18 protein-coding genes are annotated in these 19,592 nt (G+C 69.2%); 4 read left to right on the top strand and 14 right to left on the bottom strand.

What is annotated here, in order from left to right; all coding sequences use genetic code 11:
• From CA951_RS06110 to pgl, 4 genes are all read left to right on the top strand, one after another.
• Positions 1–475: transaldolase family protein (locus CA951_RS06110; RefSeq protein ID WP_306300844.1), on the top strand; the 475-nt coding region annotated here is incomplete at its 5' end.
• 3 nt (positions 476–478) lie between these two features.
• Positions 479–2,023, top strand: coding sequence for a glucose-6-phosphate dehydrogenase (gene zwf, locus CA951_RS06105; protein ID WP_087555964.1), 1,545 nt, complete (start codon positions 479–481; stop codon positions 2,021–2,023).
• On the top strand, positions 2,024–2,935 hold the full coding sequence (gene opcA, locus CA951_RS06100; protein WP_087555963.1) for a glucose-6-phosphate dehydrogenase assembly protein OpcA: 912 nt from the start codon (positions 2,024–2,026) through the stop codon (positions 2,933–2,935). It abuts the gene before it with no gap.
• Complete coding sequence (pgl, locus tag CA951_RS06095; RefSeq protein WP_087555962.1) at positions 2,928–3,671, top strand: 6-phosphogluconolactonase; 744 nt, start codon at positions 2,928–2,930, stop codon at positions 3,669–3,671. Before opcA ends, pgl begins: the two co-directional genes overlap by 8 nt.
• A 333-nt stretch (positions 3,672–4,004) precedes the next feature.
• On the opposite strand, the gene ppc is transcribed toward pgl, so the two are convergent.
• From ppc to ribD, 14 genes are all read right to left on the bottom strand, one after another.
• Entirely contained in the window at positions 4,005–6,761 is a 2,757-nt protein-coding gene (gene ppc / locus CA951_RS06090) for a phosphoenolpyruvate carboxylase (protein ID WP_087555961.1), read from the bottom strand.
• A gap of 46 nt (positions 6,762–6,807) precedes the next feature.
• Positions 6,808–7,041 (bottom strand): preprotein translocase subunit SecG, encoded by a 234-nt coding sequence (gene secG / locus CA951_RS06085; RefSeq protein WP_015890633.1) that lies wholly within the window; start codon positions 7,039–7,041, stop codon positions 6,808–6,810.
• Positions 7,042–7,166: 125 nt separating this feature from the next.
• Complete coding sequence (tpiA, locus tag CA951_RS06080) at positions 7,167–7,952, bottom strand: triose-phosphate isomerase (RefSeq protein WP_087555960.1); 786 nt, start codon at positions 7,950–7,952, stop codon at positions 7,167–7,169.
• A 3-nt stretch (positions 7,953–7,955) separates the two neighbouring features.
• Positions 7,956–9,167, bottom strand: a complete 1,212-nt coding sequence (gene pgk, locus CA951_RS06075) for a phosphoglycerate kinase (protein ID WP_087555959.1) — start codon at positions 9,165–9,167, stop codon at positions 7,956–7,958.
• A 17-nt stretch (positions 9,168–9,184) separates the two neighbouring features.
• Positions 9,185–10,204, bottom strand: coding sequence for a type I glyceraldehyde-3-phosphate dehydrogenase (gene gap, locus CA951_RS06070; protein WP_015890630.1), 1,020 nt, complete (start codon positions 10,202–10,204; stop codon positions 9,185–9,187).
• A 265-nt stretch (positions 10,205–10,469) separates the two neighbouring features.
• The gene (gene whiA / locus CA951_RS06065) at positions 10,470–11,453 is read right to left on the bottom strand and encodes a DNA-binding protein WhiA (protein WP_037237817.1); all 984 of its coding nucleotides are present in this window, start codon (positions 11,451–11,453) and stop codon (positions 10,470–10,472) included.
• Entirely contained in the window at positions 11,444–12,469 is a 1,026-nt protein-coding gene (gene yvcK / locus CA951_RS06060; RefSeq protein WP_087555958.1) for a uridine diphosphate-N-acetylglucosamine-binding protein YvcK, read from the bottom strand. The genes whiA and yvcK overlap by 10 nt, the downstream gene beginning before the upstream one ends.
• A complete protein-coding gene (gene rapZ, locus CA951_RS06055; protein WP_072942446.1) occupies positions 12,466–13,332 on the bottom strand; it encodes an RNase adapter RapZ in 867 nt (288 codons plus the stop codon). The genes yvcK and rapZ overlap by 4 nt, the downstream gene beginning before the upstream one ends.
• Before the next feature lie 44 nt (positions 13,333–13,376).
• A complete protein-coding gene (uvrC, locus tag CA951_RS06050; RefSeq protein ID WP_087555957.1) occupies positions 13,377–15,560 on the bottom strand; it encodes an excinuclease ABC subunit UvrC in 2,184 nt (727 codons plus the stop codon).
• A 68-nt stretch (positions 15,561–15,628) separates the two neighbouring features.
• The gene (locus CA951_RS06045) at positions 15,629–16,081 is read right to left on the bottom strand and encodes a PH domain-containing protein (protein ID WP_087555956.1); all 453 of its coding nucleotides are present in this window, start codon (positions 16,079–16,081) and stop codon (positions 15,629–15,631) included.
• 13 nt (positions 16,082–16,094) lie between these two features.
• Positions 16,095–16,586 (bottom strand): 6,7-dimethyl-8-ribityllumazine synthase, encoded by a 492-nt coding sequence (gene ribH, locus CA951_RS06040; protein WP_087555955.1) that lies wholly within the window; start codon positions 16,584–16,586, stop codon positions 16,095–16,097.
• Complete coding sequence (locus CA951_RS06035) at positions 16,583–17,836, bottom strand: bifunctional 3,4-dihydroxy-2-butanone-4-phosphate synthase/GTP cyclohydrolase II (RefSeq protein WP_087556009.1); 1,254 nt, start codon at positions 17,834–17,836, stop codon at positions 16,583–16,585. Before CA951_RS06035 ends, ribH begins: the two co-directional genes overlap by 4 nt.
• An 80-nt stretch (positions 17,837–17,916) precedes the next feature.
• Complete coding sequence (locus tag CA951_RS06030) at positions 17,917–18,525, bottom strand: riboflavin synthase (protein ID WP_087555954.1); 609 nt, start codon at positions 18,523–18,525, stop codon at positions 17,917–17,919.
• Positions 18,526–18,536: 11 nt separating this feature from the next.
• Positions 18,537–19,589 carry a bifunctional diaminohydroxyphosphoribosylaminopyrimidine deaminase/5-amino-6-(5-phosphoribosylamino)uracil reductase RibD gene (ribD, locus tag CA951_RS06025; protein ID WP_087555953.1) on the bottom strand — a complete coding sequence of 351 codons (1,053 nt, stop codon included), beginning with the start codon at positions 19,587–19,589 and terminating at the stop codon, positions 18,537–18,539.
• Positions 19,590–19,592: the final 3 nt, after the last annotated feature.

Here is a 19,592-nt window from a genome sequence, read left to right as displayed (position 1 = left end):
CGACAAGAGCGGCACCCCCGACGGCCTCGCGCTGCGCGGCAAGGCGGCCCTCGCCGACGCCCGCCTCGCGTACGCCGCCTACCAGCAGGTCTTCGAGGTGCAGCCGCGGTTCCAGGGACTGCTCGAGGGCGGTGCCCGCCCGCAGCGCGCACTGTGGGCGTCGACCGGCGTCAAGAACCCCGCCTACCCGGACACCCTGTACGTCGCCGACCTGGTGGCCCCGAACACCGTGAACACGATGCCGGAGAAGACCCTCGACGCGTTCGCCGACCACGGCCAGGTCAAAGGGGACACCGTCTCCGGCACCGCGGTCGCCTCGCAGGAGATCTTCGACCAGCTCACCGCCGTCGGCATCGACCTACCCGACGTGTTCAAGGTCCTCGAGGACGAGGGCGTCGACAAGTTCGAGGTGTCCTGGAACGAACTCCTCGAGGCCACCGCGGAGCAGTTGCGCGCAGCAGGGCAGAAGAGCTGATACGTGAGCGAGCCCGCAGCGTCAGACGATTGGGTCAATCCACTTCGCGACAGTAGGGACAAGCGCCTACCACGCATCGCCGGGCCGTGTGCGCTGGTGATCTTCGGTGTCACCGGCGACCTGGCCCGGCGCAAGTTGATGCCCGCCATCTACGATCTGGCCAATCGTGGTCTTCTGCCGCCCGGGTTCGCTCTCGTCGGGTTTGCCCGCAGGGATTGGTCGGACGAGGACTTCGGCAAGATCGTGCACGATGCCGTGCGCGACCATTCCCGGACCCCGTTCCGGGAGGACGTGTGGGAACGGCTGTCGGAGGGCCTGCGGTTCGTCAAGGGCAGCTTCGACGACCCGGCGGCCTTCCAGGAACTGGCGAACACCCTCGCCACTCTCGAACGCGAACGCGGGACCGGCGGCAATCACGGGTTCTATCTCGCGATTCCGCCGGACGCGTTCCCGGTGGTCCTCAAGCAGCTGTCCGAGGCCGGCCTCGCCCGGTCGAACGACAGCCAGTGGCGCCGGGTGGTCATCGAGAAGCCGTTCGGTCACGACCTCGCGAGCGCACGTGAGCTCAACGCGGTCGTGAACGAGGTCTTCCCCGAGGACACCGTCTTCCGGATCGACCACTACCTCGGCAAGGAAACCGTTCAGAACATCCTGGCGCTGCGCTTCGCCAACCAGTTGTTCGATCCGATCTGGAACGCCCACTACGTGGATCACGTGCAGATCACCATGGCCGAGGACATCGGTCTCGGTGGGCGAGCCGGGTACTACGACGGCATCGGGGCGGCGCGGGACGTCATCCAGAATCACCTGCTGCAACTCCTCGCGTTCACGGCGATGGAGGAGCCGATCAGCTTCGAACCGTCGGAGTTGCAGGCGGAGAAGATCAAGGTGCTTTCCGCCACCAAACTCGCGCAGCCACTCGACGAGACCACCGCGCGCGGGCAGTACGCGGGCGGCTGGCAGGGCGGCACCCGGGTGGTCGGCCTACTGGAGGAGGACGGGTTCTCACAGGACTCCACCACGGAGACGTTCGCGGCCATCACCCTCGAGGTCGACACCCGCCGCTGGGCGGGTGTGCCGTTCTACCTCCGCACCGGGAAGCGGCTCGGCCGCCGGGTCACCGAGATCGCCGTGATCTTCAAGCGCGCGCCGCACCTGCCGTTCGATCAGACGATGACCGAGGAACTCGGTCAGAACGCGCTCGTCATCCGGGTGCAGCCGGACGAGGGTGTGACGATGCGCTTCGGGTCCAAGGTCCCGGGATCGAGCATGGAGGTCCGCGACGTCAGCATGGACTTCAGCTACGGCCAGGCGTTCACCGAGTCGTCCCCCGAGGCGTACGAACGCCTGATCCTCGACATGCTGCTCGGTGAACCCTCCTTGTTCCCCGTCAACGCCGAGGTCGAATTGTCGTGGGAAATCCTCGATCCGGCGCTCGCAGCGTGGGCCGCGGAGGGCAAACCGGAACCGTACGAGGCAGGCACGTGGGGTCCCCCGTCCGCGGACGAAATGATGCAGCGCACCGGTCGCGAATGGAGAAGGCCGTAGATGATCATCGACATCCCCTCGACCACCACCGGCCAGGTCAACAAGAAGCTGGTGGAGGTCCGGAAGACCGGCGGGGCGGTGACGCTGGGACGGGTTCTCACCCTGGTGGTGTGCACCCGGGACAGCGAGAACTCCGAGGACATCATCGACGCCGCCAACGAGGCGAGCCGGGAACATCCTTGCCGTGTCATCGTCGTCGCCCGCGGTTCCCGCGACGCCGAACCGCGGCTGGACGCCCAGATCAGAGTCGGGGGTGACGCCGGCGCCTCGGAGGTGGTGGTGCTCCGCCTGTTCGGCGAACTCGCCGACCACGAGAGCAGCGTGGTGGTGCCGTTCCTCCTCCCCGACACCCCGGTCGTCGTGTGGTGGCCGGAGTCCGCTCCCACCGTCCCCGCGAAGGACCCGGTCGGGAAACTCGCGATCCGGCGCATCACCGACGCCACGGACCGTCCGGATCCCGCCGCGGAGATCAAGGGTCGCCTCGCCTCCTACACGTCCGGCGATACCGATCTGGCGTGGAGCCGCATCACGATGTGGCGGGGGCTCATCACCTCGGCCGTCGATCAGCCGCCGCATTCGCGCATCGAATCGGCGGTGGTGTCGGGCCTCGTGGACGAGCCCGCCGTCGACATGATCGCCGGATGGCTGGCAGGCCGTCTCGATGCGCCCGTCAGCCGCAGGGTCGGAAAGTTGTTCGTGACACTCGCGTTCGCGGACGGTGGCACGCTGACCATCAGCCGCCCGCAGACCGGCACCACCGCGACGTTGTCGCGGACCGGGAAACCGGATGCGCTGGTGGCGCTGGGCAGGCGGGAGACCCGTGACTGCCTGGCCGAAGAACTACGCAGACTGGACCCCGACGAGGCCTACGAGGCCGCACTCGCCGGGCTGACGAAGGTGACGTATGAGTGACATCCACGTAGAAGTGCACCCCGACACCGCCACGCTGGTGACGAAGGCCGCGGAGCGATTCGTCGCCACCGTCGTCGCCGCCCAGAAGGATCGCGGTTCGGCGTCGGTGGTCCTCACCGGCGGCGGCACCGGGATCGGGTTGCTCGAGAAGGTCCGGGAGAATCCGGGCGACATCGACTGGCGCGCGATCGACATCTTCTGGGGTGACGAGCGGTTCCTGCCGGCAGGCGATCCGGAACGCAACGACGTGCAGGCGCGGGCCGCGCTGCTCGACCACGTCGACGTCGATCCCGACCGCGTGCACACCATGCCCGTCGCGGACGGGATCTACGAGAACGACCCGGAGGCGGCCGCCGTCGCGTACGCGCAGGTGCTCGGGGCGCACGCCGACGGCAGGCAGGTCCCGGTCTTCGACGTCCACCTGCTCGGCATGGGCGGTGAGGGACACGTCAATTCGCTGTTCCCCGACACCGACGCGGTCCGCGAGGAGCACCGGTTCGTCGTCGCGGTGACGGACTCCCCCAAGCCGCCGCCGGTGCGGGTCACGCTGACCCTTCCCGCAGTCCGGCACGCCGACGAGGTGTGGCTCGTCGTGTCCGGCGAAGCCAAGGCCGAGGCCGTGGCCGCCGCGATCGCGGGCGCACCGCCCGTCGAGATCCCGGCGTCCGGGGCCCGCGGACTCTCGGCCACCCGGTGGCTGCTCGACAGTTCGGCCGCGTCCCGGCTGCCGAACTGACGCTCGCCGAACTGACCCTCTCATCCGACGGGGTCCTCGTCGTCGCCCGGTAACCCGGCGGGCGACCGGGGGTCCCGTTCGACCGGTGTCCGGGTGACCCGGCATTCGGTGACGATGCGGCCGGCCCGATGCGGGCTCGCCGTCCGCGTCCCCCGCCGCCCGATTCCGCCGCGCCAATAGACCGGGTCACCCGCGCATCGCCTCATCCTGTCGCCCCACTTCGTCTCGGAAACCTTGTGCTCTTTCCCGTTTTGACGCAGGGACGGACGGTTCGGTTCCCGCGCCCCGCAAGAAAGTTCGTGCACTTTCCCGCGGGCGCGGAAACCGGCCCTGCTACCCGCTGTTGCGCAGTGCGGTCGCCAGCCCGTTCATCGTGAGCTGGATGCCGCGGCGCGTCTGATCACTGTCGTCCCCGGCCCGGTAGCGGCGCAGCAGTTCCACCTGCAGGTGGTTGAGCGGCTCGAGGTACGGGAACCGGTTGTGCACCGACCGCTCCAGACCGGGATTGTCGGCGAACAGTGTGTCGTTCCCGGTGACCGCCTTGTACATCCGGATGGTCCGCTCGTGCTCCTCGGCGATCTTGCCGAACACCCGTCGGCGTAGTTCCTCGTCGGGGACGAGTTCCGCGTACCGGGCGGCGAGGCCCATGTCCGACTTCGACATCACCATCGCCAGGTTCGACAGCACGGTCCGGAAGAACGGCCACGTCTCGTAGAGGCGGGACAGTGTCGCCACCCTGTCGGGGTCACCCTGCGTCCATTCCTCGAACGCGGCGCCGGTGCCGTACCACCCGGGCAGCATGACCCGGGACTGACTCCACGACAGCACCCACGGGATGGCCCGCAGGTCGGAGATGGACGTGGTCTGCTTGCGGGAGGCCGGGCGGCTGCCGATGTTGAGCGCCCCGATCTCCGCGACCGGGGTCGACATCTCGAAGTACTCCACGAATCCGGGTGTCTCGTGCACCAATTCGCCGTAGGCGCGGCGGGCCAGTGCGGCGAGTTCGTCGAGGATGCGGTACGCCGGTTCGGCGTCGTCGCCGAGGCCCTCGACGTCGAGGAGGGTGGCCTCGAGGGTCGCGGCGAGCAGCGTTTCGAGATTGCGTTGCGCGAGGCGGGGTTCCGCGTACTTGGCGGCGATCACCTCACCCTGTTCGGTGATCCGCAGCGATCCGGCGACCGCGCCGGGCGGCTGCGCGAGGATCGCCTCGTAGCTGGGTCCGCCGCCGCGGCCCACGGTGCCACCGCGACCGTGAAAGAGCCGCAACCGGATTCCCGTCTTGCGGGCCGCGTCGACCAGGTCCAGCTCGGCGCGGTACAGCGCCCAGTTGGCCGCCAGATATCCGCCGTCCTTGTTGGAGTCGGAGTATCCGAGCATCACTTCCTGGGCGTCGCCGCGCGCCGACACCAGGGCCCGGTAGATCGGGACCTCCAGGGTGGCCTCGAGGGTGGCGGCCCCCTGCTGCAGGTCTTCGATCGTCTCGAACAGCGGCACGATGCCCACCGGGCAGGACGGCGCCTCCCCCGATCCGGGATCGAGGATGCCGACCTCCTTCAGCAGGACCGCGGCCTCGAGCATGTCGCTGACGGACGTGCACATGCTGATGATGTAATTGGGCACCGCGCCCGCACCGAGGGTCCGCACTGCGTCGGCGCCGGCCTGGAGAATGGCGAGTTCCTTCGCCGTCAGCTCGCTGAACTCGGCGTTCGCCGTGGTCAGGGGGCGCCGGGTGGACAGCTCCGCCGACAGTAACTCCACCCGCTCGTCCTCGGACAGCGACGGGTAGTCGGCGTGCACGCCCGCCCACGCCAACAGTTCGGCGACCACGGTCTCGTGCACGTCCGAGTTCTGCCGCATGTCGAGGCCGGAGAGATGGAAACCGAACACCTCCACCGAATCCCGCAGCGTGGCCAGTCCGTCGTCGGCGATCGTGCCGTCGCCGCCGCGCCGCAGGGAGTCGTCGACGACGTCGAGTTCGTCGAGCATCTGCCGCGGCGTGTCGTACGGTGCGAGCCCGAGGTCGAGCCCGTGATCGGGCGCCTCCCCCAGGATGCGGTGCGCGGTGGCCGTGAGACGCCCCCGGATGCCCCGCACGGCACGACGGTACGGCTCGTCGGCGCGGAACGGTGAATCGTCCTGGGACGCCGCGGCCAGGAGGTCGAGGGCGGGTGTGACGGTGACGAGACGGGCCGACATGGACAGTTCCCGCTCGAGCGTCTCGAGTTGCCCGAGATGGTGCTCGAGCGCGGTGGCCGCGGCCCGGATGGTGGCCTGGCGGACCACCTCGGCGGTGACGTACGGATTGCCGTCGCGGTCCCCGCCGATCCACGATCCGGGACGCAGGATCGGTTCCCGGCCCAGATCGGCGTCCGGCCACCGCGACCGCAGGGCAGTGCGCAGTTCGGCGTTGATCTTCGGGACGACCTCGAACAGCGCCGCGTCGTAGTACCGCAGCCCGACCTCGATCTCGTCCTGGATCCGCAACCGCGACAACCGGATCAGCGCGGTCTGCCACAGGGTGAGGATCTGCCGCCGCAACCGGACGTCGACGTCGGCGGTCTCGGACTCGGTCAGCGCGGTGCGTTCGCGGTACCGCATCAGTTCGGTGATCCGCGTCTGGGTCTCGAACACCGTGCGGCGACGGGTCTCGGTGGGATGCGCGGTGATGACCGGCGACACCAGCGCCCCGCGCAACGCGTCCGCGACGACGTCGCTGCTCAGATGAGCGGCGTCGAGCTTGGCGAACGTGGCGGTCAGGGTGCTGTCGGGGGCGGGTTCACCGGCGGCGACGTGGACGGCACGCCGGCGTTCGCGGTGATTGTCCTCGGCGAGGTTGGCCAGCAGGGCGAAGTGGCTGAAGGCCCGGATGACGGGAATGGCGTCGCTCGTGGACACCTCGGTGAACATGTCGGCCAGATCGGCGCGATCGATCTCGGAACGACGAACCCGGAACGATTCGACCCTGGCCTTCTCGACGAGGTCGAAGACGCTGTCCCCGGCCTGCTCCCGCACTATCTGACCGAGGATGCCGCCCAGGAGCCGAATGTCTTCGCGGAGTGGTTCAGTGGCCTCACGTGGGGTTTCGATCATGCATCCAGTATCGACCGGTGACGGCCCGTCCGCATGATGAAGCCGATCAGCCGAACTTGATCTCCAGGCCGATGCCGATGATGGCGATGAACCAGATCAGACCGGTGAAGACGGTCAGCCGGTCGAGGTTCTTCTCGACCACGGTGGAACCGGACAGGCTGGACTGGACGCCGCCGCCGAACAGGCTGGACAGACCGCCGCCCTTACCGCGGTGCAGCAGCACCAGCAGAATCAGCAGCAAGCTGGTGATCACCAGCAAGATATCCAGGAACAGTTCCATGTCTGTCTACGTCCACCCATCCAGTAGGAACAACTACAACCTTGTACACCCTACAGGCGCTCCGCGCTCGTGCGCCTTTCCGGTACCCACCGCTACCGGAAAGGCGCACGAGCGCCGAAGGCGCCTTACGGCAGGGGTCCGCCCGCGGCGATCGCCGACAGGGTGGCGAACTCGTCGGCCTTCAGTGACGCGCCGCCCACGAGGGCGCCGTCCACATCCGTCTGACCGACGATCTCACCGACGTTCTTCGCGTTGACGCTGCCGCCGTAGAGAACGCGGACACCGGACGCGACGTCCGGCGAGGCCAGCTCACCGAGCGTGGCGCGGATCGCGGCGCAGACTTCCTGCGCGTCCGCGGCACTGGCCACCCGGCCGGTGCCGATGGCCCACACCGGCTCGTACGCGATGACGACCTTCGCGATGTCCTCGGCGGACAGTCCGGCGAGCGAACCCCGCAGCTGCTCGACGTTGTAGGACACGTGCTCACCGGCCTCGCGGATATCGAGGCCCTCACCGATGCAGACGATCGGGGTGAGCCCGTTCTTCAGCGCGGCCTTGGTTTTGGCCAGCACGGTGTCGTTGTCCTCACAGTGCAGGGTCCGGCGCTCCGAGTGTCCGACGACGACGAACGTGCAGCCCAGCTTGGCCAGCATGGAGCCGCTGATCTCGCCGGTGTACGCACCCGAATCCTGGGCCGACACGTCCTGCGCACCGTAGGTGAGCAGGAGCTTGTCGCCCTCGACGAGGGTCTGCACGCTGCGGATGTCGGTGAACGGCGGGATCACCGTCACGTCGACCTTGTCGAAGTACTTCGCGGGGAGCGAGAAGGCGATCTTCTGAACCAGCGCGATGGCCTCGAGGTGGTTCAGATTCATCTTCCAGTTGCCGGCGATCAGCGGCTTCCGTGCCATTCCTCAGCCCTCCAGAACTGCGATGCCGGGGAGTTCCTTGCCCTCGAGGTACTCGAGGGAGGCGCCGCCACCGGTGGAGATGTGCGAGAACCCGTCCTCGGGCAGACCGAGCTGGCGCACCGCCGCGGCGGAGTCACCGCCACCGACGACGCTGTACGCGCCCTTGCCGGTGGCCTCGATGATCGCCTCGGCGACACCCTTGGTGCCCGCGGCGAACTTCTCGAACTCGAACACGCCCATCGGGCCGTTCCAGAACACGGTCTTCGCGCTGGTCAGGATCGCCGCGAACCGGCGAACCGACTGCGGTCCGATGTCGAGTCCCATCCAGCCGTCCGGGATCTCGAGCACCGACACGATCTTCGACTCGGCGTCGGCCGAGAACGAATCGGCGATGACCACGTCCTGCGGGATGTGGATCACGTCGGCGTACTGCTCGAGCAGCGCCTTGCACGTGTCGATCATCGACTCCTCGCACAGCGAGTTGCCGACCGAGACGCCCTGCGCCGCGAGGAACGTGTAGTACATGCCGCCGCCGATCACGAGGGTGTCGACCTTGGGGGCCAGCGCCTCGATCACCGCGAGCTTGTCCGACACCTTGGATCCACCGAGGACGACCGCGTACGGCCGCTCGGGCTCCTCGGTGAGCTTGCCGAGCACCTCGATCTCGGCTTCGACGAGCTTGCCCGCGTAGTGCGGGAGCAGCTTCGCGACGTCGTACACCGACGCCTGCGCGCGGTGCACGACACCGAAGCCGTCGGACACGAACGCACCGTCGTCGCCGACGAGTTCGACCAGGGCCTTGGCGAGCTTCATCCGCTCGGCCTCGTCCTTGCTGGTCTCTCGCGGGTCGAAGCGGATGTTCTCCAGCAGGAGGACGTCGCCGTCGGTGAGTCCCTCCGCGCGTGCCAGCGCGTCCTGCCCGACGACGTCGCCGGCGAGCTGGACGTTGCGGCCCAGCACCTCGGCGAGCTTGGCCGCCACCGGTGCGAGGGAGTACTGCGGGTCGGGCTCGCCCTTGGGGCGACCCAGATGGGCGGTGACGATGACCTTGGCGCCCGCCTCCGCCAGCGCTTTCAGCGTCGGTGCGGAAGCGAGGATGCGCCCGGGATCGGTGATCCGGTCGCCGTCGAGCGGAACGTTGAGGTCGGAGCGCACCAGCACGGCACGCCCCTCGACCCCAGCGTTCAGAAGATCGTCGAGAGTCTGAACTGCCACTGTTACCGGACCTTCACTCAGAGAGACTTGGCGACGAGACCGATGAGGTCGGCCAGACGGTTGGAGTAACCCCACTCGTTGTCGTACCAGGACACGATCTTGGCCTGATCCTCGATGACCTTGGTGAGGCCGGAGTCGAAAATCGAGCTGTGCGGGTCGGTGACGATGTCGGACGACACGATCGGGGCGTCCGTGTACTTCAGGATGCCCTTGAGCGGGCCCTCGGCGGCAGCCTTCATCGCGGCGTTGATGTCCTCGACGCTGGCCGACTTCCGCAGGTTCGCGGTGAGGTCGGTGACCGAACCCGTGGGGATCGGGACGCGCAGCGCGTAGCCGTCCAGCTTGCCGAGCAGCTGCGGGAGGACCAGGCCGATGGCCTTGGCGGCACCGGTTCCGGTGGGAACCACGTTCAGTGCGGCGGCACGGGCGCGACGAAGGTCGCTGTGCGGGCCGTCCTGCAGGTTCTGGTCCTGAGTGTAGGCGTGGACCGTCGTCATGAGGCCCTTGACGATGCCGAACTCGTCGTCGAGCACCTTGGCGATGGGGCCGAGGCAGTTGGTGGTGCACGAGGCGTTGGAGATGATGTTCTGGCTGCCGTCGTACTTGTCGTCGTTGACGCCCATCACGATGGTGATGTCCTCGCCCTTGGCCGGGGCGGAGATGATGACCTTCTTGGCGCCGGCCTCGAGGTGGCCCTTCGCCTTGGCTGCGTCGGTGAAGATGCCGGTGGACTCGACGACGACGTCGACGCCCAGGTCGCCCCAGGGAAGCGCCGCCGGGCCTTCCTTGATGGCGAGAGCCTTGATCTTCTGGCTTCCGACGACGATGGTGTCTTCACCCTCGAGCGAGACGTCGTGCGGGAGACGACCGAGGATCGAGTCGTACTTCAGGAGATGCGCCAGCGAAGCGTTGTCCGTGAGGTCGTTGACCGCCACAATCTCGATGTCGGTGGTTCCGAGCGCCTTCTGCGCATCCACCGCCCTGAAGAAGTTACGCCCGATACGGCCGAAACCGTTTACGCCTACCCGGACAGTCACAATCTGCTCCTTTGTGCATGATTCTGGTTGTGCAGCTCTGCTCCCGCGCCGCTACGACACCACCGATGGGTGATCGGCGCAGGGGTTCATCGGTCGATGTGGTTCCTACCCTAGTGCGCGGACGACGCCCGCGCGCAGTCAACTCCGAGCGCCTTTCGCCCTGCCGCCCCGACCGGAACGAACGGGACGCTCGTTCGATCCGACGCGACGGACGTCCCGTTCGTCCGGGAAACCCGGGGTGGCGGGCGGTGACGGCGGACGACGGTCAGGCGTCGTCGAGAAGGTCTGCGGTGACGGCCGACTCGGTGTCCGGGATGCCGGTTTCCTTCGCCTTGCGGTCCGCCATCGACAGCAGCCGCCGGATGCGGCCTGCCACGGCGTCCTTCGTCATCGGCGGGTCGGCGAGCTGGCCGAGTTCCTCGAGGGACGCCTGCCGGTGCTCCACCCGCAGGTGACCGGCGGCCGCCAAGTGGTCGGGCACCTCGTCACCCAGGATGTCGAGGGCCCGCTCGACGCGGGCGGCGGCCGCGACCGCGGCGCGTGCGGAGCGGCGCAGGTTGGCGTCGTCGAAGTTGGCGAGCCGGTTGGCGGTGGCGCGGACCTCCCGGCGCATGCGCCGTTCCTCCCACACGAGGCGGGTGTCCTGGGCTCCCATCCGGGTGAGGAGCGCGCCGATGGCCTCGCCGTCGCGGATCACCACCCGGTCGGTGCCGCGGACCTCGCGGGCCTTCGCGGAGATGCCCAGCCTGCGCGCCGCCCCGACGAGGGCGAGCGCCGCCTCCGGGCCGGGGCAGGAGACCTCGAGCGCGGACGAGCGTCCCGGCTCGGTCAGCGAACCGTGCGCCAGGAACGCGCCGCGCCACGCGGCCTCCGCGTCGGCGACGCTGCCACCGACGACCTGCGCGGGAAGCCCGCGCACCGGACGTCCCCGCAGGTCCAGCAGCCCCGTCTGACGGGCCAGGGCCTCCCCCTCCTTCGCGACCCGCACGATGTACCGGGACGACTTGCGCAGCCCGCCCGCGCTGAGAACGTGGACGTCGGCGCTGTAGGTGAACAGGTCGAAGATCTCGCGGCGCAACCGGCGGGCCGTGGACCCCAGATCCACTTCCGCCTCGACCACTACCCGGCCTCCGACGATGTGCAATCCCCCGGCGAACCGCAGCAGCGACGAGACCTCGGCCTTCCGGCAACTCACGTGAGTGATGACGAGACGACTGAGTTCGTCTTTGACCTCTGCTGTCATTGCCACGAAGCGCTCTCCCTTTCCTCTGGTGTCTCGGCCGCTTCGCTCCCCCGAGACCCCGCTTCGGGGTCGCTCCAGAGCTGTTCGAGAACGGACGCAAGTTTTCCTGCATGGTGCGTGTGGGTGCCGTGCTCCGACACGTCGGCGTACACGACGCGTGCCCGGAACTGTCCGGCGGCGCGCGCGAGGTGCTCGCGCTCGCGCCCCGGTGGCACCGAACCCGAATCGACGACGACGAAGTCGACGGTGAGTTCGGGTGCGTGTTGGGACAGTACGTGCAGATGACGCTCGGTGGAGAATCCCGCGGTCTCGCCGGGTTCCGGAGCCAGGTTGAGTACCAGCACCTTCCGCGCGGGGGTGGCGATCAGCGTGTCGAGGAGTTCGGGCACGAGGACGTGCGGGATGACGCTGGAGAACCACGACCCGGGGCCGAGGACGACCATGTCGGCGACGTCGATCGCCCGGACCGCGTCCGGGCAGGCGGGCGGATTCGCCGGCAGCAACCGCACGCGGCGCACCTTGCCGGGGGTGGTCGCGACCGCGACCTGACCGCGGATGCAGCGGCTGACCCGCGGGTCCGCCTCGAGGCCCTGCACGTCGGCCTCGATGTCCAGGGCGATCGGCGACATCGGCAGCACCCGCCCGTTGATCCGCAGAAGCCGGGCGAGTTCGTCGAGCGCAGCGACGGGGTCGCCGAGCACCTCGGTGAGACCGGCGAGAATGAGATTGCCCACCGAGTGTCCGGCGAGGGCGCCGATTCCGCCGAATCGGTGCTGGATGGTGTCGGTCCAGTCCTGCACCTCGGGGTCGTCCGCGGCGAGCGCGGCGAGCGCCATCCGCAGATCCCCGGGCGGGATGACGCCGAGTTCGGCGCGGAGCCGCCCCGAGGATCCACCGTCGTCCGCGACGGTGACGACGGCGGTCACGTCACGGCTGAGCCTGCGGGCGGCGCTGAGGGTGGCGAACAGCCCGTGGCCACCGCCGAGCGCGACGATCGCAGGCGCCTGGTGCACCGGCCTCATTCGCGCCCCAGATCACGATGGACGACGCGCACGTTCAGCCCGGAGTCCTTTCCGAGCCGGCCCGCCAAGGCCTCCGACATGGCGACACTGCGATGTTTCCCCCCGGTGCATCCCACCGCGATGGTCATGTAGCGCTTCCCCTCCCGACGATATCCGGCGATCGTCAGATCCAGCAGGTGGTGATACGTGGCGAGATAGTCGTCCGCACCGTCCTGCGACAACACGTAGTCCCGCACGTCCGCGTTCTGTCCGGTATGCGGACGCAACTCGGGGATCCAGTGCGGGTTGGGCAGGAACCGGACGTCGCAGACGAGATCAGCGTCCATCGGAAGACCGTACTTGAAACCGAACGACTGGACTGTTACTTGCATGGTGCGGTTCTCGGCGTCGCCGAACGCGTCCTCGATCTTCTGCCGCAACTGGTGCGCGGCGAGGGACGACGTGTCGATCACCAGATCCGCGGCGGCCTTCACCTTCGCGAGCTGGTCGCGCTCGGCGGCGATGCCCTCCGACAGGGTGCCCTCGGCGCCGCCGCCGGACAGCGGGTGACTGCGCCGGACCTGTTCGAACCGGCGGACCAGGACCTCGTCCGACGCGTCGAGGTACAGCACCCGCGTATGCACGGGCTTGCTCTCGAGTTCGGTGAGGACCCAGCCGAGGTCGCCGGTGAACAACCGGGAGCGCACGTCGATGACGACGGCGAGCCGCTCGAGCCGCGAATCGGATTCCAGGCTCAGATCCACCATCCGGGAGATCAGTTCCGGGGGAAGATTGTCCGCGACGTACCACCCGAGGTCCTCGAGGACCTTCGCCGCGGTCTGCAGACCCGCCCCGGAAAGCCCGGTGACGAGAAGGAAGTCCATCGGCCGAACCGTGGGCGGACGGTCGCTCTGCGCGTGCTGCTCGTTCACTCGACACCTGTCCGTTGCGATGCGCTCTGTGCTGCCGGGCCGTGCTGTCCTACCGGTTCGCGGGGTAGGTCCGCGCCGTTTCGTTCCGCCGTGCCCGGCCCGTTCCGATCCGGTTCATCATCCCCCACTCCCGTGACGTCCGCAGACGGTTCCTCTGCCCCGAGAGCGGTGAGTACCGCCTTCGCCGTGGCCGTTCCGATGCCGGGCACCGCGGTGATCTCCTCGACGGAGGCCTGTTTGAGTTTGGCAACCGATCCGAAATGCGTCACCAGCGCCTTGCGCCGGGTCTCGCCGAGGCCGCGGACCGAGTCGAGTGCGGAGGCCGTCATCCGGCGGGACCGTTTGCTGCGATGGAACGTGATCGCGAAGCGGTGCGCCTCGTCCCGCACCCGCTGCAGCAGGTACAGCGACTCGCTGGTGCGCGGGAGGATCACCGGGTCCTCCTCCCCCGGCACCCACACCTCCTCGAGCCGCTTGGCCAGCCCGACGACGGCGACGTCGGTGATGCCCAGTTCGTCGAGCACCGCCGAGGCCGCGGCCACCTGCGGGGCACCGCCGTCGACGACGAACAGGTTCGGCGGGTACGCGAACCGCCGCGGCCTGCCGGTCTGCGGGTCGATCGCCGCCTCCGGGGCGAGGTCGCCGCCGTCGCCGCCGGACACCTGGTCGGCGTCCGCCCCGGCCGCTTCCGCGCGCAGCACCCCGACGTCACGGTTGTGCCGGAGGAACCGGCGCCGGGTGACCTCGGCGATGCTGGCGACGTCGTCGGAGCGGCCGTCGCCTGCGGCTTCCTTGATGGCGTAGTGCCGGTAGTCGGACTTGCGCGGCAGGCCGTCCTCGAAGACGACGAGCGACGCCACCACATCGGTGCCCTGCACGTGGCTGATGTCGACGCATTCGATGCGCAGCGGCGCCGAGTCCAGGTCGAGGGCCTCCTGGATGCCCTGCAGGGCCGCCGACCGCGACGTGAAGTCGCCGGCGCGGCGCAGCTTGTGCTGTTGCAGTGCCTCCGTCGCGTTGCGCTGCACGGTCTCGGCGAGTGCCTTCTTGTCGCCGCGCTGGGGCACCCGGAGACGAACGGCGGAACCGCGGAGACCGCTGAGCCATTCCTGCACCTGCTCGGCGTTCGGTGGCAGCACCGGCACCAGGACCTCCCTCGGCACCCCGCTGGTGCCCACCTCCTGGTCGGCCGCGCCGGACAGGGCCGCCTGCTCACCGTAGAACTGGGTGAGGAACTGCTCGACGAGCAACGGCAGGTCCGAGCCCGCAGCGGAATCGACGCTGGCCCAGTCGATGACGTCGCCTGCCTTCTCGACCACCCAGCCGCGCTGCCCGCGGACGCGGCCGCCCCGGACGTGGAACACCTGGACCGCGGCCTCGAGTTCGTCGGTCGCGAATGCGGCGACGTCGGCGTCGGTGCCGTCGCCGAGCACGACGGCCTGCTTTTCGAGCGCCCGCCGCAACGCGCCCACGTCGTCGCGTAGTCGCGCCGCCGTCTCGAAGTCGAGTTCCTCGGACGCCTGCTGCATCCGGGCCTCGAGCTGGCGGACCAGTTTGTCGGTGCGCCCCGACAGGAAGTCGCAGAAGTCCTCGACGATCTGACGGTGTTCGGTCGCGGACACGCGTCCGACGCACGGCGCGGAGCACTTGTCGATGTAGCCGAGCAGGCAGGGGCGGCCGATCTGGTTGTGCCGCTTGAACACCCCGGCCGAGCAGGTGCGGGCGGGGAAGACCCGCAGCAGCAGGTCGAGGGTTTCGCGGATGGCCCACGCGTGCGAGTAGGGGCCGAAGTAGCGGACACCCTTGCGCCGGGGGCCGCGGTAGACGAACAGCCGCGGGTACTCCTCGTTCAGCGTGACCGCCAGAACCGGGTACGTCTTGTCGTCGCGGTAGCGGACGTTGAACCGGGGATCGAATTCCTTGATCCAGTTGTACTCGAGCTGGAGCGCCTCGACCTCGGTGCTCACCACGGTCCACTCGACGCTGCCGGCCGTGGTCACCATCTGGCGGGTGCGCGGGTGCAGCGTCGAGACGTCGGCGAAATAGGAATTCAGCCGTGATCGAAGACTCTTCGCCTTCCCGACATAGATGACCCGGCCGTGCGGATCGCGGAACTTGTACACCCCCGGGTCGACCGGAATCGTTCCGGTCGCGGGGCGATATGTCGAAGGATCGGGCACCCCTCCACGTTAGTCGGCGCCACCGACCAACTCCGCATCCGCGGCGGCGCGGAGGGGTGGCCCGCCGGTCAGGACGGCGCGTACTCCGACGCGAGCGCGCGGAACCGGTCGACGGCGTCGACGGCGTACTCGCGATCGTTCGACTGGATGGCCATCACGGCCAGGTACTCGTCGTCGGGCAGTTCGATCCGGGCCCAGGCCGCGCCGTCCGGGAAGGACAGCCCCTCGTACAGGTCCCAGTCGACGATGCGCTCACCGAGCACGTTGCGCACGGCGATGCCGCGGGGCCCGATGCGCACCCGCGGGCGGGTCAGCAGCAGCACGCCGGCCGCGAGGAGGCAGCCGATGCCCGCGAACGCAAGCTGGTCGGCGAGCCGGAAGTACACACCCGTCGAATCGCCGCGCAACAGGATCGCGAACGTCACGTGCACGACGACGAGCAGGACCGCAACCCCGATCGCGTAGCGGCGGGACTTGCGGGGCTTCGCGACGAGTGTCCACTCGGATTCTGGGGTGGTCACGGGTGGATCCGGATCATGCGAAGGACTCCTCGGCCCGGCGCAGCCGCGCCAACGTGACGGCGGTGTCGAGCGCGGCCGCGCACGCCTGGCCGCCCTTGTCCTCGACGGATCCGGGCAGGCCGCTGCGGTCGACGGCCTGCTGCTCGGTGTCCGTGGTGAGCACACCGTTCCCCACCGGGGTGCTCTCGTCCAGCGAGACCCGGGTCAGACCGGCCGTGACGGCGTCGCAGACGTATTCGAAGTGCGGGGTCCCGCCGCGGATCACGACACCGAGCGCGACGACGGCGTCGTGGCTGCGGGCCAGCGCCTGCGCGACCACGGGCAGTTCGATGGCGCCCGCGACGCGGACCAGGGTGACGTTCTTCACGTTCGCCTCGGCGGCCACTCGCTGCGCGCCGGCGATCAGCGCCTCGGAGATCTCGGCGTGCCAGCTGCCTGCGACGATGGCGAGCCGGAGGTCGCCGGCCTCCCCGAGTTGCAGCTCCGGCAGTCCCTCGCCGCTCACAGCATCTCTCCCGCTTCGAAGTCGTCGAGGCCGATCAGGTCGTGGCCCATGCGGTCGCGCTTGGTGCGCAGGTATGTCAGGTTCTCGGCGTTCGCCCGCAGCGGCATCGACACCCGCTCGGTGATCTGCAGCCCGTAGCCGTCGAGGCCGACGCGCTTGGCCGGGTTGTTGGTGAGCAGCCGCATCGAGGAGATGCCCAGGTCCACCAGGATCTGCGCGCCGATGCCGTAGTCGCGGGCGTCGGCGGGCAGGCCGAGCTCGAGGTTGGCGTCGACGGTGTCCGAACCGGCGTCCTGCAGCTGGTAGGCCTGCAGCTTGTGCATCAGGCCGATGCCGCGGCCCTCGTGCCCGCGCATGTACAGCACCACCCCGCGGCCCTCCTGCGCGACCATGTCCAGTGCGGCGTCGAGCTGGGGACCGCAGTCGCAGCGCAGCGAGCCGAACACGTCGCCGGTGAGGCATTCGGAGTGCACGCGCACGAGCACGTCGCTGCCGTCGCCGTCCGGTCCGGGCAGGTCGCCGCGGACCAGGGCCACGTGCTCGACGTCGTCGTAGATGCTCGTGTAGCCGACGGCGGTGAACTCGCCGTGCCGGGTCGGGATGCGCGCGGACGCGACCCGCACCACGTGTTTCTCGTGCTTGCGGCGCCACGCGATGAGGTCGGCGATGGAGATCAGTGCGAGGTTGTGGTCGTCGGCGAAGACCCGCAGTTCGTCGGTCTGGGCCATGTGGCCCTCGTCCTTCTGACTGACGATCTCGCAGATCACGCCGGCCGGCCGGAGGTCGGCCATCCGGGCGAGGTCGACGGCGGCCTCGGTGTGGCCGGGACGGCGGAGCACTCCGCCGTCCTTGGCCCGCAGCGGCACGACGTGGCCGGGGCGGGTGAAGTCCTGGGCGCCGGAGTTCGGGTCGGCCAGCAATCGCATGGTGGCGGCGCGGTCGGACGCGGAGATGCCGGTGCCGATGCCCTCGCGGGCGTCGACGGTGACGGTGTACGCGGTGCCGTGCTTGTCCTGGTTGGCGGCGTACATCGGGGGCAGGCCGAGCCGGTCACAGTCGGCGCCGTCGAGCGGCACACACAGGTAGCCGGAGGTGTATCGAACCATGAAGGCAACCAACTCGGGGGTGGCTTTCTCCGCGGCGAAGATGAGGTCTCCCTCGTTCTCGCGGTCTTCGTCGTCGACGACGACGACAGCCTTGCCTGCGGCGATATCCGCAACGGCGCGCTCGATAGTGTCGAACCTGGTCACGTGCTCGGTCTCCAAAGTCTTGACTGACGCATCTTCGAATACAACGGATGCATCCGTGGGATGCTCCTCAACAGTACGACTCAGCGGCCGGCCGCTTGCAGCCGCTCCACATACTTCGCGATCACGTCGACCTCGAGGTTGACGGGCGTCCCGACGGCCGCCGCCCCGAGCGTGGTCAGTTGCAGCGTGGTCGGGATGAGCGAGATCTCGAAGTATTCGGCGCCGCGTTCCCCGCCGAGCGCCGACACCGTCAGCGACACACCGTCGACCGTGATCGACCCCTTCTCCACGACGTACCGGGAGATGGCGTCGGGAAGGGCGATGCGCACGACCTCCCAGTTCTCGGACGGGCTGCGGCTGATGATGTGCCCGGTGCCGTCGACGTGTCCCTGGACGAGGTGGCCGCCGAGGCGGCTGTTCAGCGCGGCGGCCCGCTCCAGGTTGACGCGGCTGCCCACGTCGATCTTCTCCAGGCTCGACCGGTTCAGCGTTTCCTGCATGACGTCCGCGGTGAAGGAGCCGTCGGTGAGCACCTCGACGACGGTGAGACACACGCCGTTCACCGCGATCGAATCACCGTGTGACGCATCGGAAGTCACGACCGGACCACGCACGGTGAACCGTGCGGCGTCGGCCAGTTCCTCCTTGGCGACGATTTCACCCAACTCTTCGACGATCCCGGTGAACACTGTGGCTTCTCCTACGTTCGGTGACTGTCAGGGTTTTCGGACACTGCTGGAACCAGACTCAACAACAGATCGGGGCCGATTGTTTCGACCGACTCGTGCCGGAACCGCAGGGCGCCGCCGATCGTGTGCACACCCGCCTCCGACACGGCGGACGTGCCCGCGCCGAGGACCAGCGGGGCGAGGTACGCCTGGATGCGGTCGACCCGGCCCGCGGCGAGGAACGCGCCCGCCAGCCGGGGTCCGCCCTCGAGCAGTACGTCGGTGTACTCGGCGAGCGCGGCGAGGACCTCGTCCACGTCCCGGGTGCGCAGCAGCAGGGTGGGCGCCGAGTCGTCGAGTACGCGGGCGCCGGGCGGGATGTCGCCGAGCCCGACGACGACGCGCACCGGCTGGTGCGCGGCGAGCGACCCGTCGGGCGTCCGTGCGGTCAGGCGGGGGTCGTCGGCCAGCACCGTTCCCGTCCCGACCACGATCGCGTCGAGCTTCGCGCGGTCGGTGTGGACCCGTTCGCGCGCCTCGGGACCGGTGATCCACTGGCTGGTGCCGTCGGCGGCCGCGCTGCGCCCGTCCAGTGTGGCCGCGTACTTCCAGGTCACGTGCGGTCGTCCGGTGCGCTGCCGGTGCAGCCAGGCCCGCAGCGGGCCGCGCTCGACGTCCTGCGCGCGCAGACCGGATGTCACCTCGACGCCCGCGGAGACGAGGGTCTCGGCGCCGCCCGCGGCCTCCGGGTTGGGGTCGCCCACCGCGTAGTGCACGGCGACCACACCGGCATCGAGCAGCGCCCGCGAGCACGGCCCGGTGCGGCCGGTGTGGTTGCACGGTTCCAATGTGACGACGGCAGTGCCGCCGCGGGCGGCGTCCCCCGCCTCCCGCAGCGCGACAACCTCCGCGTGGGGGCCGCCGGGCGGCTGCGTCATCCCGACGCCGGCGATGCGCCCGGCGGAGTCGAGGACCACCGCGCCGACCGCCGGGTTCGGGCTGGTGAATCCGCGCGCCGACTCCGCGGCGCCGATCGCGATCTGCATGGCGGCGTCGAGGTCCGCAGCCGAATTCTCGTGCCGCACGTG

This window comes from Rhodococcus sp. NCIMB 12038 (assembly GCF_002165735.1).
Taxonomy (GTDB): domain Bacteria; phylum Actinomycetota; class Actinomycetes; order Mycobacteriales; family Mycobacteriaceae; genus Rhodococcus_F.
Note: the sequence above shows the minus strand (reverse complement) of the source record. Positions and strands in the feature narration are given on the sequence as shown.

Excerpts from the sequence above, each read along its gene's own strand:
- opcA (WP_087555963.1), top strand. The coding sequence starts at position 2,024 with ATGATCATCGACATCCCCTCGACCACCACCGGCCAGGTCAACAAGAAG.
- pgl (WP_087555962.1), top strand. The coding sequence starts at position 2,928 with ATGAGTGACATCCACGTAGAAGTGCACCCCGACACCGCCACGCTGGTG.
- ppc (WP_087555961.1), bottom strand. The coding sequence starts at position 6,761 with ATGATCGAAACCCCACGTGAGGCCACTGAACCACTCCGCGAAGACATT.
- secG (WP_015890633.1), bottom strand. The coding sequence starts at position 7,041 with ATGGAACTGTTCCTGGATATCTTGCTGGTGATCACCAGCTTGCTGCTG.
- tpiA (WP_087555960.1), bottom strand. The coding sequence starts at position 7,952 with ATGGCACGGAAGCCGCTGATCGCCGGCAACTGGAAGATGAATCTGAAC.
- yvcK (WP_087555958.1), bottom strand. The coding sequence starts at position 12,469 with ATGAGGCCGGTGCACCAGGCGCCTGCGATCGTCGCGCTCGGCGGTGGC.
- rapZ (WP_072942446.1), bottom strand. The coding sequence starts at position 13,332 with ATGGACTTCCTTCTCGTCACCGGGCTTTCCGGGGCGGGTCTGCAGACC.